Below are 13,215 nucleotides of genomic sequence, written 5' to 3' on the forward strand. Positions count from 1 at the left end.
ATGTGGGAATGTAAAGCCGAAACGGGTAGGTATCGGCATCGGAGTATCGGAATATGGGAACGTGAGGCCGAAGTGGGGTTTGTAGCGGCGTTCGAGTACCAAAATATGGAAGTGTAATGCCGAAACGAGCTTCATAACGGCATCGGAGTACCAAAATATGGGAACGTAAAGCCGAACCGGGGTTGGTAATGGCAATGGAGTACCAGAATATGGGAGCGTAAGGTCGAAACGAAGTTCATGGCGGTATCTAAATACCAGAATGTGGAAAAATACCGATACGAGAAAGACCTCCTTGGTAACATCCTAATGCCTGTCCAGTCCGCCTCTATGTGACTTTTATTCAGAGTACCTTTATATATGCAGTAGGGAAATAGCCGAAACCTTTAGTATATACAACAATCGCCACCTCCGGTGACGAAGCAAAACCGACCAGTCATGTCAATACCCGTGCGAGTCCCTCAATCTTGGTTAATATTACAATGAAGGGTGATTGTTTAGTGAGAGGACCCGAATATTTATCGAGGTTGTTCTATGCTTCTGCAGTAGTTAAAAAACGATAAGTCATACAATTATAATTTTTAAGAATATATGATATTATAAAAGTGGGATTTAATGCTTATGTGGAATAGAGTCGTAATACATTGATTAATGAGGGGCATGGTATCAACTCCAACATCAGAGTAAATCTATATCTATTGAGGTGGGGTGATTCTACATGTACAAACTAGTGAGCGCTTCTATACTCGCACTCGTTGCAGCATTTGTATATTTAGGGACGTATTTAATTGGATTCGTACAAATTGGGCTTTCACAAGGTAGCCCTATGGGTGTTGAGCGGTCAATTGAAATAACAAACGACCATTTTGGGTATTTGTTCACGACCGGAATTGTGATCGGGATTATAGCTCTACTTCTTTTCCTATGGGCATCGTCGATGAAGTCTTGAGTATTCGGTCTAAATAGCGATATGAGTTGGACAAAAGAAAATTACAGAACGCGATTATCTCGATCGCTCTTTCACGGGTAAACGCCTAGCAAGTGTATGCCTAAGCTCGTTTTGTTTCACTTCGACAGTCTCAGTGCTGATCGTTGATCGGCACTGAGATGGTAGCGAGTATAAAGACATGAACGTTGATCATAACTTGGCGCAAGCACCGTTACGATCTCTGCCTCTTTTAGGTGACAATCTAGCTGTGAAACAGGTCACTATAAGGGCTCGACTGTCACGTATATTTCGTTTTGTTGTAGTTGACTGCATATATGTGTCGATCGATTTTAAAAGGATAGTTTTCTTTGCCCAAGTGCCCCATAAATTAACTAATGAGGCACTTGGGCCTCTTCGGTGCAATTCGTTGCTAGTGCTGTCACTTCGTTGCTGCGAGGGGTGTCTGTGCGGAACAAAATTTAGAGCCATGGGATTTTCGTTCCGGCTAGAGGGCCTGTGCGGAACGGAACTGAAAGCCTCCGTGATTTCATTCCGGCTAGGGCGTCTTGTGCGGAACGAACGAGCATGTCGGGATCATGCTCACCTGCTTTTGAGATCGTCTGTTATCGTCTGACGGAGCGTCTAAAATAGCAAAAAGCCTTTGGGTTAAATCTTTTCAAAAGGTAGTAAGCACGCAGTGGCTCGCCTTCTATGTGCAAAAGAAAAAGGACGTGACTATAACGATGTCGACGTCCTTTTTCTTTTTAGTTATGATGGTCCAAGCCGATGTCTGTCGGGTCTGTTGCTGGATCAATGGATTGCGTTAGGCCTATGGTCTTGGATGTTAAAGTGCAGGTCGTCGCCACCCATGTGATTACGAGTGTGTGTTTCTCCTTTAGGTGCACAAGCTGACAGCACCATGAGCAATGCAGGCCGGTTCCACAGCTTTTTCATTGTGTATACCTCCTCCGTTTAGGGATAACTTTCCCTAAAACGTAAAGGCTATAAGAAACGCTATTTCTGTTTGTCTATTTCTTGCTGAACGACTGCTGCAAGATCGGTATTGCCAAACATCATGAGGACCCCGAGTACGGTTTCATTGGCAATGGGTTCAGCTTCTTCTTTTGGTACCGCAAGTGCAAAGGTTTGCACGTGTTCTGGATGAATTTCTTGTTGTGGATAAGCCTCTTTATAAAGTGCTTGTGGATCGAGGTCGTGGTTCGTACACCACTGTGAAAAAACAAGAATCATGACGTTTTCATCTTGCTTGAAGTTTTCAACTACTTGTTTCTCGATCTCATTCATAGGATCACTCTTCCGTTTTTATTTCGATTTCGAGATATTTTCATGGATGACTTAAACCTTGCGTGTTATACTAGAGATGGAAAGGAGTTTACTATGATGTTTAATGAAAATCAAGAGCGTTCGCTAAAGTTATTTGTTGTTCTTACGAGAGCGCTTGAAGCGATAAAGAAGAAAGTGGAAATTGATATACGCTCGCACGGTCTAAATCCTACGGAGTTTGCCGTCATAGAGCTTTTATATAATAAAGGCGATCAGCCCGTCCAAAAAATTGGGGAGAAAGTGTTAATTGCAAGCAGCTCCATTACGTATGTTGTGGACAAGCTTGAAAAACGAGGGTTTACTGAGCGAAGGCCGTGTCCGAGTGACCGAAGAATCACATACGTCACATTAACGGAAGCCGGGAAAACCTTTATGGACGAGTCTTTTCCGTGTCATGTTGAAGCGATTGAAAACATTATGGAAGGGCTGTCAGCATCGGAGAAAGACGAAGTTATTCAACTGCTCAAAAAGCTTGGAGGACACGCCAAACAGCTTTCTTAAAAAAATCCCTTGACGTTTCATTGGATTTTCTGATACGATTATCTCGAATTAAAGATAAGTGAATTCGAGTTTTTTTACTCATATATCTCGATTTCATATTAAATGAATTCATGAAATGCAAATAACCGAGTTCGGTTTGGTTATATTATTCGTAGGAGGTGCCTTAGCTTGAGTATGCACACGAAAGGTATACATCACATCACTGCGATTGTTGGAAAACCTCAAGAAAACGTCGACTTTTATGCAGGTGTTTTAGGGTTACGTTTAGTGAAGAAGACGATAAATTTTGATGATCCTGGGACGTATCATCTTTACTTCGGAGATGATCAAGGAAGTCCAGGAACAATTATGACATTCTTTCCGTGGCCCAATGCGATGCCAGGGCGGATTGGTGGCGGGCAAGTAGGGACGACGGATTTTGCGATCCCGCCACGAACGATGGATTTTTGGAAGAAGCGATTGGAGAAATTTGACATTCGCTACGAGGAAGTGATCCGATTCGGGAAGACGCATTTGGCGTTTACCGATCCTCATGGATTGCAACTGACGCTAGTCGAACAAGAGAGTGGAAGGAATAATCCGTGGCCATTTAATGGCGTGTCGGATATTGAAGCGATAAAAGGATTTGCAGGTGCCACGCTTCTGTCGGTTAATCCGAATGAAACGGCACAATTGCTCGAACAAACGATGGGTTGCGAAAAAATGACTGAAGATGATGAGTGGATTCGCTTTACGTCCAAAGGAGACATTGGAAACACTATCGACCTGAAAAAAGAAAACGTCGGGCCGGGTAGGATGGGCGTTGGCATGGTGCACCATATTGCATTTCGGGCCAAAGATGATGACGACCAACTCAAGTGGCAGTCTCATGTCGCCGATGCAGGTTATCAAGTGACACCGGTTCAAGACCGACAGTATTTCAATGCGATTTACTTCCGGGAACACGGGCAAATTCTTTTTGAAATCGCGACAGACCCACCAGGCTTTGCTCATGATGAATCGTATAAAACAATGGGTGAGCAGCTCAAGTTACCCGAGTGGTATGAGCCAAAAAGAGAACAGATCGAATCGCAACTGCATCCCGCCGAAGTTCGGACAATCAATCACCTTAATTCCGATTAGGAGGTGTGAAGGAGAATACGCATGGGTTTTTTAGCACGATTATTCGGGAAAGAAACGATAGAACCAGAAAAAAAGGAGACAGATAACATGGTAAAAGTAGCCGTCGTATATTACAGTTCAACAGGAACAAATTACAAAATGGCCAACTGGGCAAAAGATGCAGCAGAGGCTGAAGGTGCAGAAGTAAAGCTCGTCAAAGTTCCTGAACTCGCGCCAATGGAAGCGATCGAGTCAAACCCTGCATGGAAAGCTCACTATGAAGCAACGAAAGATGTTCCGGATGCAAAAATTGATGACCTTGATTGGGCAGACGCGATCATTTGGAGTGTACCGACACGCTTTGGTAACGTTCCTGGCCAAGTGAAACAGTTCATCGACCAAGCCGGCGGCCTATGGGCGCAAGGGAAGCTCGTAAACAAAGTTGTTAGTGCAATGAGCTCCGCGCAAAACGCACACGGTGGTCAAGAAGCTACTGTACTTGCGCTATACAAAACAATGTTCCACTGGGGAGCGATTGTTGCCGCACCAGGGTACACCGATCCAGTCACGTTCGAGTCTGGTGGAAACCCATACGGAACAAGTGCAACTGTGGATGGAGAAGGAAACATTCAAGAAAACAAATTGGATGAGGCGATTGCCAACCAAGCAAAGCGTACCGTAGCTGTAGCTAAAGCCGTAACGTCAGGCATGTAATCCGCACTGCCCGAAAAGACGATTCCCTCGCCTTTTCGGGCAGTTTTTCGTTTTTTTGCTGGAATCGTATCATAGAGAGGTGGGGTCGTGCACCTTCACCGCCGCATACATACGTAATGTTCACCGATCATACACTCATAAAGGGTATTCTTTATACACACACGAAATTTAATGATAGAATTTACAAAAAAGGAGGACCTGATGGAAAGTTATCAGAGCAAGTTCTTTAAGCTTGTGCTCCGGCTTTCACGCAGAAAGCAATTTTGGCAAAAGACAGGCGAGGAACTGGAACGGGGCATTCAGACGAGACGGTTGTTAGAATTTGAACCGCCAGGTGTCATCGTGCAAGAGTTGGATGTGGAAAAGCATGAACAGGACGGGCACTTCTATTACGTTATTCAACCGAAAGAACAAACGAGTGATCTGCACATTTTCTACTTGCACGGCGGGGCGTATGTAAATCGCATTACATCGCAACATTGGCATTTTTTAGCACGAATTGTAGAGGCGCTAGGGTGCAAGATCACGGTGCCGTTGTACCCACTTGCACCCGAGCATACGTTTGATGAGACGTATGATTTCGTGTTGCCGATTTACAATGAGCAGAATCGCAAGTGATTATGGGAGACTCAGCAGGTGGGGGCATGGCATTGTCACTGTGCCAGTACTTAAAAGAACAGCAATTGCCGCAACCGGAGAAGGTGATTGCGATCTCACCGTGGCTCGATATGACGATGGAGAATCCCGGGATTCAGAAGGTGGATCGGTTCGATCCGTTTCTGGCACTTCCAGGAGTGATTGAAGCCGGGGAGATGTATGCGGGAGATACGGACCGGACGGACTACCGACTGAGTCCGATGTTCGGCGACTTGCACGTAGATGCGGAAATGACGGTACTGATGGGACGCACGACATTCTCGTGCCGGATGCGAGGAAGTTCGTTGAGAAAGCAAAGTCTGAAGGTGTGGATATTCACTACATTGAGGCGCCTAAAATGGTGCACATCTATCCGATTTTCAACTTCCCAGAGGCGTTAAAAGCGACGGAACAGATTATCGATGTATTAAAAGAAGCACCGAAAGCCCATTCCTAACAAGTGTGAATGGGCGAATCTTCAATTATAGTTTGCGAACGTGGATCGCTTTGACGGCGTGACCTTCGCCTTTACGTAAAATCAAATCGGCGCGGTTTTTCGTCGGCAAGATATTTTCGAGCAGGTTCACCCGGTTCGTCTGCTTCCAAATGCGATCGGCGACTTCTGACGCTTCCTCATCACTCAAGTCCGCATATTTATTAAAGTACGATTCCGCGTTTTGGAAGGCGGTTTGACGAAGCAATTGAAAACGATGTTTGTACCAATGCTCGATCATCTCTTCCTCAGCATCGATATACATCGCATAATCGAAAAAGTCGGAGATGAACGTTTTTGTCTGATTCTTTTCTAATTTAGGAGGTTGCAAGACGTTAATTCCTTCGACGATGACGACGTCCGGTTGGTGTAACGTCTGTTGTTCGTGTTCCAAAACGTTGTATTTCATATGTGAATAGAGCGGTGCTTGTACCGTCTCTTGTCCTGACTTTAAGTTGGAGAGAAAACGGAACAGATACGCAACATCGAAACTTTCTGGAAATCCTTTTTTCGTCATGATGCCGAGTTCTTCCAACTTTTCATTCGGATAGAGAAAGCCGTCGGTTGTGACGAGTTCAACCCGCGGTTGATTCGGCCATTGGGCGATAAGGTTATGAAGAATTCTTGCTGTTGTGCTTTTTCCAACAGCAACACTCCCGGCAATACCGATAATAAAAGGCACTTTCTTCGTTTGCTGTTGCAAAAATGTATTCGTATCTCGGTGCAATTCTTGTGATTTCATATAATGCAGACGTAACAAATGGGACAAGGGTACATAGATGTCATCAATTTCAGTAAGTGATAACTGCTCGTTTAACCCTTGCAACTCCGTTAAGTCAACGTGATCCAACGAAATGCCGTTTTTTTTACGAAAATCTGACCATAGGTTGCGGTCAAACGATAAGTATGGGGAAAAGTGCGTTGCATTCACAGCAAGACCTCGCTTTTTGTGTATGTGCTTTCATTCAATTGAATCTTACAACATTCGACAGCAGTTGAAAAGGAGAGAATCTTCTTATGGTTTATTTACGAGAAATTCGAGAAGATGATTTACACGGTTTGTATGAGTCGTGCCAAGATCCAACGATCCTTCACCTGACCGGTACGCAGCGGACCTTTACGATGCAAGAAGTCCAACAAGCGTATACGCAGTTTGATATGGATACGAGTCGCCGTGACTTTGCGATTTGTCACGAAACCGATGGTCAACTCATTGGCGATGTAGCAATTATGGATATTGACGAGACGAATCAGTCTGCCCATCTTAGAATTTCCCTTCATCACGAAAAATGGTTTGGCAAAGGGTACGGAACGAAAGCTGTGCAACTTGTACAAGCCGTTGTGTTCCAAGAACTGCAACTGAACCGACTCGAGCTCGAAGTGTTCTCACATAACGAAAGGGCAATCAGGGCTTACGAGAAAGCAGGGTTTACACGTGAAGGAACACGTCGACAAGCATTGAACCTAAACAATACGTATTATGACCAGCATTTAATGAGCATGTTAGCCGAAGAATATGCTACATAAAGGAGAGAGTAGAATGGACTATGTAATTATTGGCGGCGGCATAGTCGGTGTAAGCGTCGCCTATGCATTACAACAGGCTGAACCTGGCGCAAGCGTTCAGATAATTGAAAAAGAAACAGAACTCGCTCGTCATCAGACCGGGCATAACAGCGGCGTCATTCATTCTGGGATCTATTACACGCCGGGAAGCTACAAAGCAAAATTTGCGCGCGCTGGTAGTGAGTCGATGCGCGCGTTTTGCGAAACACATCACATTGACGTCGACATTTGCGGCAAAGTAATCGTTGCCACCGACGAGGACGAACTGCCGCGGTTGGAGCGTCTTTATGAACGAGGCTTAGAAAACGGCTTAGCTGTCGAGAAACTGGGTGCCGACCAACTTCGCAAAATCGAGCCACACGTAAATGCCTCGCTGCGATCAGAGTACCGACAGCAGGCATCGTCAACTATACAGAAGTGACAAACAAACTTGCTGAACTCTTTCAAGAAAACGGGGGGATTGTTACGCTTTCAGAAACGGTGAGCGCCATCGACGAGACGAGAGAGCGTGTCGTTGTTACGACCGACAAACAATCTGTGGAGGCGCGGTACGTAGTGAATTGTGCCGGGTTGCAAAGCGACCGAGTGGCGCGTATGGCAGGGATTCATCTTGATATGAAAATTGTGCCGTTTCGCGGGGAATACTACAAGTTAAAAGCATCGCGGAGACAACTTGTCCGCCACCTCGTCTATCCTGTGCTGATCCTGATTTCCCGTTTCTCGGTGTCCATTTCACGCGGATGATTGATGGTGAAGTCGAAGCCGGCCCAAATGCAGTGTTATCGTTCAAACGGGAAGGGTATCGTAAGACGGATATTCGCCTTAAAGATCTCGGGGAAGTGCTGGCGTACCCAGGCTTTCTAAAAATTGCGCGTAAGTATATGAAAACGGGGGTTGGCGAGATGGTCCGTTCCTATAGCAAACCCCACTTCGTAAAAAGCTTGCAACGGCTCGTCCCAGCAGTGACCGCATCAGACCTTGAGCCTGCGCCGAGTGGCGTGCGAGCACAAGCGCTTACCGTTGATGGGAAGATGGTCGATGACTTTCACCTCGTGACAGGCAAACGTTCGTTGCACGTCGTAAATGCGCCCTCACCAGCGGCAACAGCTTCTCTAGAGATCGGAAAAGAAGTGGCGAGGCGGATGTTGGCGCGAAGGGAACGGAGGAAGGAACAATGGCAGAACCATTAAAAGATATGTATGACCACGAGTTTATAAAGTCTTTTGCACAACGGGTTAGCACGGTAGACGCTGATTTTCATCCGGAAGCATTTCTGGCGGATATCTTCATAACGGAGTGGAACGACTATTCCTTGCTCACCCGCATGAGGCACATTGCTCGGGTGTTAGGGGAACATCTTTCGGGAACATTTGAGGAAGCGTGTGACACGTTAGCTCGAATCGACGATACGTGCGAAGGCGGCCGTTATCTTTTTTTTCCAGAGTTCATTGCGATTTATGGTATGGACGATTGGGCGTTGTCGATGCGGATGCTCGAGCGGTGGACGAAACTTTCAACAGCGGAGTTTGCGGTTCGGCCGTTCATTTTGAAGGATCCCGAATACATGCTCGTTCAGATGTACAAGTGGGCGCAAGATCAAGACGAGCACGTGCGCAGGCTCGCGAGTGAGGGGACGCGTCCTCGTTTGCCGTGGGGGAAATCGTTACCGATGTTTATCGAAGACCCCGCGAGCACAAACCAAATTCTTGAAACGCTCAAAGCCGACCCGTCTCTCTATGTGAGGAGAAGTGTGGCCAACCACTTGAATGACATCTCGAAGGATCATCCCAAGTACGTGCTACGTGTTGCGGCGGCTTGGCAAGGGGAGCACAAGGATACGGATTGGGTGATTCGTCATGCGTGTCGGACGTTGTTGCGACGCTCGGTCCCGGAAGCGTTCGAGCTCTTTGGGTATAGTGACCGTCGTCTCGCACAAAACGCGTATATCCGTGTCGAGCCAGCGGAAGTAGCGATTGGTGAATACGTAACCGTTCACTATGGGTTTGAAGCAACAGCCGAAGCAAAGTTACGGGTGGAGTACGCCATTGATTTTGTGAAGGCACGGGGAAAAACATCGCAAAAAAAAGTTTTTATTAACCGACTCGACGATTCCAGGAGATACTGGAGTTGAGCGGGTGCGCACCCACAGCTTTAAAGATTTATCCACACGCAAACATTACACGGGTGACCATCGGTTCACGTTATTTATCAATGGGGTTGGGGTTGCAGAAACATCACTGAGAATAATTTTCAATTAAGGGTTGACTTATAATGGAACATACCATAATATAGTAAGTGACATTGATATTCATTATCAATTAGCTTAATGAGAAGGCGTCATAGGCAAAAACCCGATGATGTTTTGCTCTCAACATCCCCTTTATGCAATACCTACTTTGCAGCGTGCCTCGGCTGGGCACGCTGCACTTTTTTGCGTGGATGAAGCTAATTATAGGTAGCGAGTGCAAATAAGGTCTACACAAATTGAACGAAAGAATTTCTTCAGAGCCAATGTAAGCTAGGTCCAGTGGAAACTGTGCTCCAGTTGCAATCGGTCTGTTCTCAAGTTGTAGAAAATCAGAGCAAAAGCAGTCTATCCTCATAAACTTGGGAACAGATTACCGGGTTACGTGTACAATCCCCGCCTAGAAGTACCCACAAGCTGTCGGCGCGAGCCGCGCCGAACCGAGTTCGGTTTCGCTTCGGCCCCGCTGGCGCCGACAAGTCGTTGGCACTTCAGCCTGGAATTTGCGCGCAAGTTGGAACAAACTGCGCACGAGTTTGGCGAAATCGGCGCTAAAATCGTTCAAAAGCGCAAACTTGCGCGCAGATGGGGCAAACCCCTGCGCAGAACGATCATTCATCTTGCCAGCACCCCCTGCGGAAACGGGGGCAGAGAACCATCCTTTGCCCTGCACATTTTGTATTGAATACCCGCATCTTCTCCCGAGCACAATAGGAACGAAGGGAGAGGTGCGGGATGGAATTATATGATGTGATTATTATCGGAGGCGGCATTGCCGGGCTACAAGCGTCCATTCAACTCGGGCGCTATGACCGACGGGTGCTCGTCGTAGACCGAGGACTAGGGCGCTCGACCCGATGCTTGAAGTACCGCAACATTCTCGGGTGGCCAGAGGGGGTGAGTGGCAAAGACCTTCGCCAGATTGGCATCGAGCAAGCGGAGGCGTTAGGGGTAACACACGTGACGGAGAACGTCACCAACGTTCACCGGCATAGCCCGGAACAATTCCAAATCGCTACGGAGAATGGCAACACATTCGAAGCGCGCCGACTGCTGTTTGCGACAGGTGTGTCCGACCAGAACCCGTTTCCCCAACTCGAGCCGTGCTTTGGGTTGAGCGTGTACATTTGCCCGGACTGTGACGGACACGAAGTCGAAAACGAACCCACACTCATCCTCGGCTCCGGCAAAGCAGGCGTCCATATGCCGAGCGCCTTTACCGGTGGACGAGCGACCTCACATACATTAACCACGAGAAAGAACCCATTCGTCAGCAAGATCAACAGAAATTAAAGGACCTTAACGTCACTTATATTGAAGAAAGCATTTTACGTCCTCTAGTTGAGGATCGTCAGTTTCAAGGTGTGGAATTGCAGAACGGGAATACGTTAGAAGCGTCCCATGCCTTCATCGCCTTCGGGTCTATCGATGTGCACTCCGATTTAGCTAGGAAGCTTGGGGCAGAACGGATGGAGAATGGCCACTTGATTACGAATGCCAGAACGAAAATGACGAATGTGGATCACATTTGGGCGGCAGGTGATGTCGGTGTGCATGCTGAACAAGTCACGATCGCGATGGATGAAGGCACACTTGCGCTGTTTGGATTGAGAAATCGTTCGGTGAACGATAAAAATCGTATCATAGCCCGGCTATGATACGATTGTGGACCGATTAGCGGTTTTCGACTTGTGCGCGGAACTCATCAAAGTTCGGCGCGTTATCTGAGTTGAAATTCGTGGACAGTTCAGTCAGCTTCAGCCACAACACTTGGCGCAAATCGTCTCGTTCATCCGGGGACGTTTGCAGTAAGCATTTGCGGATTTTTGGTTCAAAATCGTGAATTAATTCATCCAATTTCTTTCTCTGAATCATTCTCTTCACTCACTTTCTGGATTAATAGTTGCTCTAATCGTTCGAGACGACGTTCAAACCGAAATAAAAGGTAAAAGGAAATGACGACAGGAAAACCATAGTTCGCAAACAGTTCAACAAACGTGGTTAGCTCAAACATCACGCTCACCTTCATCCATCACTTTACGCAAATGACGGATGGTGAGTAAGCGCATTCTAGACACCGCCTGTTGACTGACTTTCATTTGTTCCGCAATTTCTTTGTTGCTCTGCCCATGCTTGTAGTAACCGATGAGAATTTGTTGCTGACTTGGTGTTAGTTTCTTGAGTGCTTCTGATAACTTCGGATCTGCACTCCACGAGGTCACATCTTCGGATTCAAATACGTGACCATAGTCTTCATAATACGGTGTGCCTGAACCCAATAGGTTGTCCAAAATAAGTGGTTGGTCTTCACCGGTTTTGCGGCGTTTTTGGTCATAGTCAACCGCCGTCCAATGTAACGACTTTGACAAATAAGCGGTTAACTGAACATTGGCATAGAAACTTTTGAACATGCGGTTTAGTTGCTTCTGATTTTCTTCAGAAGGTTGACAGATACTGCGAATGAAAACCGAACGCGCCCCGGGGTCATTTAAGAACTGCTTGATAATCGGCTGCTCAAACAATTCACGATTTTTGTGAATAAATGCTTTCATCTGTGGGCATTCGGTTTCCAGCTTTTCAAGTTGAACATGCATAGAACTCACCCCTCCCTGCTTGTATATGACAAAAAGAGTAAATTGGTGTGGGTTGTACAACAAAAAGGGGAACATTAGTTCTTATATCATAACGGATAACCGAACACATTGTCCAATGTTGAAAATAATCATTGACACATTATAAATGTTGCTGTAATGTATAAAGAATAACATTTCGCGCATCACAAATCGCTGAATCCGATAGCGAAGCTGACACATTATATTTTTAATAAGTGGTAAATAATGAATATTCCGACAAAATATGACGTTTTGCATAGCTGGAAATAGGGAATAGGATATTCATGGAAAAAGAGGGGTGCGCATAGAACAGTTATAGAGAGAATAAAAGAGGTGAGAAAAGATGAGAATGGGAACACTCCTATTGATCATCGCCGGAATGCTTCTGTCCATTTCGTTTTTAGTATTTGGTGTACTAACGAATGCAGAAGTGACGAGCATCGTTGCTCAAGTCATTGGCTTTTCTGGCATGGTCTTCACATTGTTATACGGTTTACTCATTACACGTACAGCAACCGAAACGACCGAATGAAAAAACCCGCGCCGCCTGCGGGTTTTTTGTTTTTATTCTTGATGAATGGCGTATAAGGCAACGTGCCGATTTCGGTGAAGGAGTTCCTTTTCCTTCACCATTCCAGCGCGGGTTGCAACGTTCACCGACCGTGCGTGACGCTCATCAATCAACGACACAATTCTTGGAATACACAACGTGTGGAACGCGAAGCGCAGGCAGGCTCGGGCGGCTTCGCTCGCATATCCATTCCCCCACTCCGCTTTGACGAACAAATACCCCATTTCTACTTCTACTTGACCAGCAATTCGGTGGGGCACAATGCCGCATTGACCGAGAAAGCGCCCGTCATCTCGGTGCTCGACGACCCACATCCCGATGTTGTATTTTCGGTAATTCTCAAGTGTCCAATCCAGCCAAGACGACGCGTCAGGTGTTTTGCCAGCATAATAGTGCATCGCGTCGGTGTCTTCAAAAATGCGTGCCAATGATAAGTGATCGTCTGTCGTCATCTTGCGCACGTGTAAGCGTTCTGTTCGTGTAATTGTATCCATCAAAACCTCCTGC

Annotated in this window: 18 protein-coding genes and 1 pseudogene; 12 read left to right on the forward strand and 7 right to left on the reverse strand. The window is 46.4% G+C overall.

Annotated features, from left to right (window positions below; all coding sequences use genetic code 11):
- The first annotated feature begins 715 nt into the window (after positions 1-715).
- Positions 716-946, forward strand: coding sequence for a hypothetical protein (locus JCM19037_RS19245; RefSeq protein ID WP_042403858.1), 231 nt, complete (start codon positions 716-718; stop codon positions 944-946).
- A gap of 993 nt (positions 947-1,939) precedes the next feature.
- Here the strand turns inward: JCM19037_RS19245 and JCM19037_RS19250 are convergent.
- Positions 1,940-2,230, reverse strand: coding sequence for a hypothetical protein (locus JCM19037_RS19250; protein WP_042403859.1), 291 nt, complete (start codon positions 2,228-2,230; stop codon positions 1,940-1,942).
- A 96-nt stretch (positions 2,231-2,326) separates the two neighbouring features.
- Between JCM19037_RS19250 and JCM19037_RS19255 the strand changes: the two genes are divergently transcribed.
- The 5 genes from JCM19037_RS19255 (at position 2,327) to JCM19037_RS28845 (ending at position 5,622) form a co-directional block, all read left to right on the forward strand.
- Complete coding sequence (locus JCM19037_RS19255) at positions 2,327-2,770, forward strand: MarR family winged helix-turn-helix transcriptional regulator (RefSeq protein ID WP_042403897.1); 444 nt, start codon at positions 2,327-2,329, stop codon at positions 2,768-2,770.
- Between the two features lie 174 nt (positions 2,771-2,944).
- Positions 2,945-3,892 (forward strand): ring-cleaving dioxygenase, encoded by a 948-nt coding sequence (locus tag JCM19037_RS19260; protein WP_042403860.1) that lies wholly within the window; start codon positions 2,945-2,947, stop codon positions 3,890-3,892.
- 21 nt (positions 3,893-3,913) lie between these two features.
- Positions 3,914-4,585 (forward strand): NAD(P)H:quinone oxidoreductase, encoded by a 672-nt coding sequence (gene wrbA, locus JCM19037_RS19265; RefSeq protein WP_081829453.1) that lies wholly within the window; start codon positions 3,914-3,916, stop codon positions 4,583-4,585.
- A gap of 201 nt (positions 4,586-4,786) precedes the next feature.
- Positions 4,787-5,203: an alpha/beta hydrolase gene (locus JCM19037_RS28840; protein ID WP_052364095.1), complete on the forward strand. Its 417-nt coding sequence runs from the start codon at positions 4,787-4,789 to the stop codon at positions 5,201-5,203.
- A 2-nt stretch (positions 5,204-5,205) separates the two neighbouring features.
- On the forward strand, positions 5,206-5,622 hold the full coding sequence (locus JCM19037_RS28845; RefSeq protein WP_255357950.1) for an alpha/beta hydrolase fold domain-containing protein: 417 nt from the start codon (positions 5,206-5,208) through the stop codon (positions 5,620-5,622).
- An 81-nt stretch (positions 5,623-5,703) separates the two neighbouring features.
- Here the strand turns inward: JCM19037_RS28845 and coaA are convergent, their stop codons facing one another.
- A complete protein-coding gene (gene coaA, locus JCM19037_RS19275) occupies positions 5,704-6,645 on the reverse strand; it encodes a type I pantothenate kinase (protein ID WP_042403862.1) in 942 nt (313 codons plus the stop codon).
- 86 nt (positions 6,646-6,731) lie between these two features.
- Between coaA and JCM19037_RS19280 the strand changes: the two genes are divergently transcribed.
- From JCM19037_RS19280 to JCM19037_RS19290, 3 genes and pseudogenes are all read left to right on the forward strand, one after another.
- A complete protein-coding gene (locus JCM19037_RS19280; protein WP_042403863.1) occupies positions 6,732-7,241 on the forward strand; it encodes a GNAT family N-acetyltransferase in 510 nt (169 codons plus the stop codon).
- A gap of 13 nt (positions 7,242-7,254) precedes the next feature.
- Positions 7,255-8,470 (forward strand): annotated as a pseudogene (lhgO, locus tag JCM19037_RS19285) (L-2-hydroxyglutarate oxidase).
- Positions 8,455-9,411 (forward strand): DNA alkylation repair protein, encoded by a 957-nt coding sequence (locus tag JCM19037_RS19290; RefSeq protein WP_307189879.1) that lies wholly within the window; start codon positions 8,455-8,457, stop codon positions 9,409-9,411. The pseudogene lhgO and the gene JCM19037_RS19290 overlap by 16 nt, the downstream one beginning before the upstream one ends.
- Before the next feature lie 514 nt (positions 9,412-9,925).
- Here JCM19037_RS19290 and JCM19037_RS19295 read toward each other — a convergent pair.
- Positions 9,926-10,144 (reverse strand): hypothetical protein, encoded by a 219-nt coding sequence (locus tag JCM19037_RS19295; protein WP_042403865.1) that lies wholly within the window; start codon positions 10,142-10,144, stop codon positions 9,926-9,928.
- Between the two features lie 116 nt (positions 10,145-10,260).
- Between JCM19037_RS19295 and JCM19037_RS29620 the strand changes: the two genes are divergently transcribed.
- Together JCM19037_RS29620 and JCM19037_RS29625 are read left to right on the forward strand one after the other, a co-directional pair.
- Positions 10,261-10,818, forward strand: a complete 558-nt coding sequence (locus tag JCM19037_RS29620) for an NAD(P)/FAD-dependent oxidoreductase (protein WP_307189880.1) — start codon at positions 10,261-10,263, stop codon at positions 10,816-10,818.
- Positions 10,819-10,838: 20 nt separating this feature from the next.
- Positions 10,839-11,183, forward strand: coding sequence for an FAD-dependent oxidoreductase (locus JCM19037_RS29625; protein ID WP_307189886.1), 345 nt, complete (start codon positions 10,839-10,841; stop codon positions 11,181-11,183).
- Between the two features lie 16 nt (positions 11,184-11,199).
- Here JCM19037_RS29625 and JCM19037_RS19305 read toward each other — a convergent pair whose 3' ends face one another.
- From JCM19037_RS19305 to JCM19037_RS19310, 3 genes are read right to left on the reverse strand one after another with little or no spacing between them, the layout of a single operon-like run.
- Positions 11,200-11,400 (reverse strand): hypothetical protein, encoded by a 201-nt coding sequence (locus JCM19037_RS19305; RefSeq protein ID WP_042403867.1) that lies wholly within the window; start codon positions 11,398-11,400, stop codon positions 11,200-11,202.
- Positions 11,375-11,539 carry a YvrJ family protein gene (locus JCM19037_RS24655; RefSeq protein ID WP_152549153.1) on the reverse strand — a complete coding sequence of 55 codons (165 nt, stop codon included), beginning with the start codon at positions 11,537-11,539 and terminating at the stop codon, positions 11,375-11,377. The genes JCM19037_RS19305 and JCM19037_RS24655 overlap by 26 nt, the downstream gene beginning before the upstream one ends.
- Positions 11,532-12,119 (reverse strand): sigma-70 family RNA polymerase sigma factor, encoded by a 588-nt coding sequence (locus tag JCM19037_RS19310; protein WP_042403869.1) that lies wholly within the window; start codon positions 12,117-12,119, stop codon positions 11,532-11,534. Before JCM19037_RS19310 ends, JCM19037_RS24655 begins: the two co-directional genes overlap by 8 nt.
- Before the next feature lie 361 nt (positions 12,120-12,480).
- On the opposite strand from JCM19037_RS19310, the gene JCM19037_RS19315 reads away from it, so the two are divergent.
- Positions 12,481-12,669 (forward strand): hypothetical protein, encoded by a 189-nt coding sequence (locus JCM19037_RS19315; RefSeq protein ID WP_042403871.1) that lies wholly within the window; start codon positions 12,481-12,483, stop codon positions 12,667-12,669.
- 32 nt (positions 12,670-12,701) lie between these two features.
- Here the strand turns inward: JCM19037_RS19315 and JCM19037_RS19320 are convergent, their stop codons facing one another.
- The gene (locus tag JCM19037_RS19320; RefSeq protein WP_042403873.1) at positions 12,702-13,202 is read right to left on the reverse strand and encodes a GNAT family N-acetyltransferase; all 501 of its coding nucleotides are present in this window, start codon (positions 13,200-13,202) and stop codon (positions 12,702-12,704) included.
- Between the last annotated feature and the right edge of the window lie 13 nt (positions 13,203-13,215).

Origin of the sequence: Geomicrobium sp. JCM 19037 (assembly GCF_000698105.1) — a bacterium.
Classification (GTDB): domain Bacteria; phylum Bacillota; class Bacilli; order Bacillales; family Marinococcaceae; genus Geomicrobium_A.

Excerpts from the sequence above, each read along its gene's own strand:
- JCM19037_RS19290 (WP_307189879.1), top strand. The coding sequence starts at position 8,455 with ATGGCAGAACCATTAAAAGATATGTATGACCACGAGTTTATAAAGTCT.
- JCM19037_RS19315 (WP_042403871.1), top strand. The coding sequence starts at position 12,481 with ATGAGAATGGGAACACTCCTATTGATCATCGCCGGAATGCTTCTGTCC.
- JCM19037_RS19255 (WP_042403897.1), top strand. The coding sequence starts at position 2,327 with ATGTTTAATGAAAATCAAGAGCGTTCGCTAAAGTTATTTGTTGTTCTT.
- JCM19037_RS19320 (WP_042403873.1), bottom strand. The coding sequence starts at position 13,202 with ATGGATACAATTACACGAACAGAACGCTTACACGTGCGCAAGATGACG.
- JCM19037_RS19295 (WP_042403865.1), bottom strand. The coding sequence starts at position 10,144 with ATGAATGATCGTTCTGCGCAGGGGTTTGCCCCATCTGCGCGCAAGTTT.
- JCM19037_RS24655 (WP_152549153.1), bottom strand. The coding sequence starts at position 11,539 with ATGTTTGAGCTAACCACGTTTGTTGAACTGTTTGCGAACTATGGTTTT.
- JCM19037_RS19250 (WP_042403859.1), bottom strand. The coding sequence starts at position 2,230 with ATGAATGAGATCGAGAAACAAGTAGTTGAAAACTTCAAGCAAGATGAA.
- JCM19037_RS29620 (WP_307189880.1), top strand. The coding sequence starts at position 10,261 with ATGGAATTATATGATGTGATTATTATCGGAGGCGGCATTGCCGGGCTA.
- JCM19037_RS19260 (WP_042403860.1), top strand. The coding sequence starts at position 2,945 with ATGCACACGAAAGGTATACATCACATCACTGCGATTGTTGGAAAACCT.
- wrbA (WP_081829453.1), top strand. The coding sequence starts at position 3,914 with ATGGGTTTTTTAGCACGATTATTCGGGAAAGAAACGATAGAACCAGAA.
- JCM19037_RS28845 (WP_255357950.1), top strand. The coding sequence starts at position 5,206 with ATGGGAGACTCAGCAGGTGGGGGCATGGCATTGTCACTGTGCCAGTAC.
- JCM19037_RS19310 (WP_042403869.1), bottom strand. The coding sequence starts at position 12,119 with ATGCATGTTCAACTTGAAAAGCTGGAAACCGAATGCCCACAGATGAAA.
- JCM19037_RS19280 (WP_042403863.1), top strand. The coding sequence starts at position 6,732 with ATGGTTTATTTACGAGAAATTCGAGAAGATGATTTACACGGTTTGTAT.
- JCM19037_RS19305 (WP_042403867.1), bottom strand. The coding sequence starts at position 11,400 with ATGATTCAGAGAAAGAAATTGGATGAATTAATTCACGATTTTGAACCA.
- JCM19037_RS28840 (WP_052364095.1), top strand. The coding sequence starts at position 4,787 with ATGGAAAGTTATCAGAGCAAGTTCTTTAAGCTTGTGCTCCGGCTTTCA.
- JCM19037_RS19245 (WP_042403858.1), top strand. The coding sequence starts at position 716 with ATGTACAAACTAGTGAGCGCTTCTATACTCGCACTCGTTGCAGCATTT.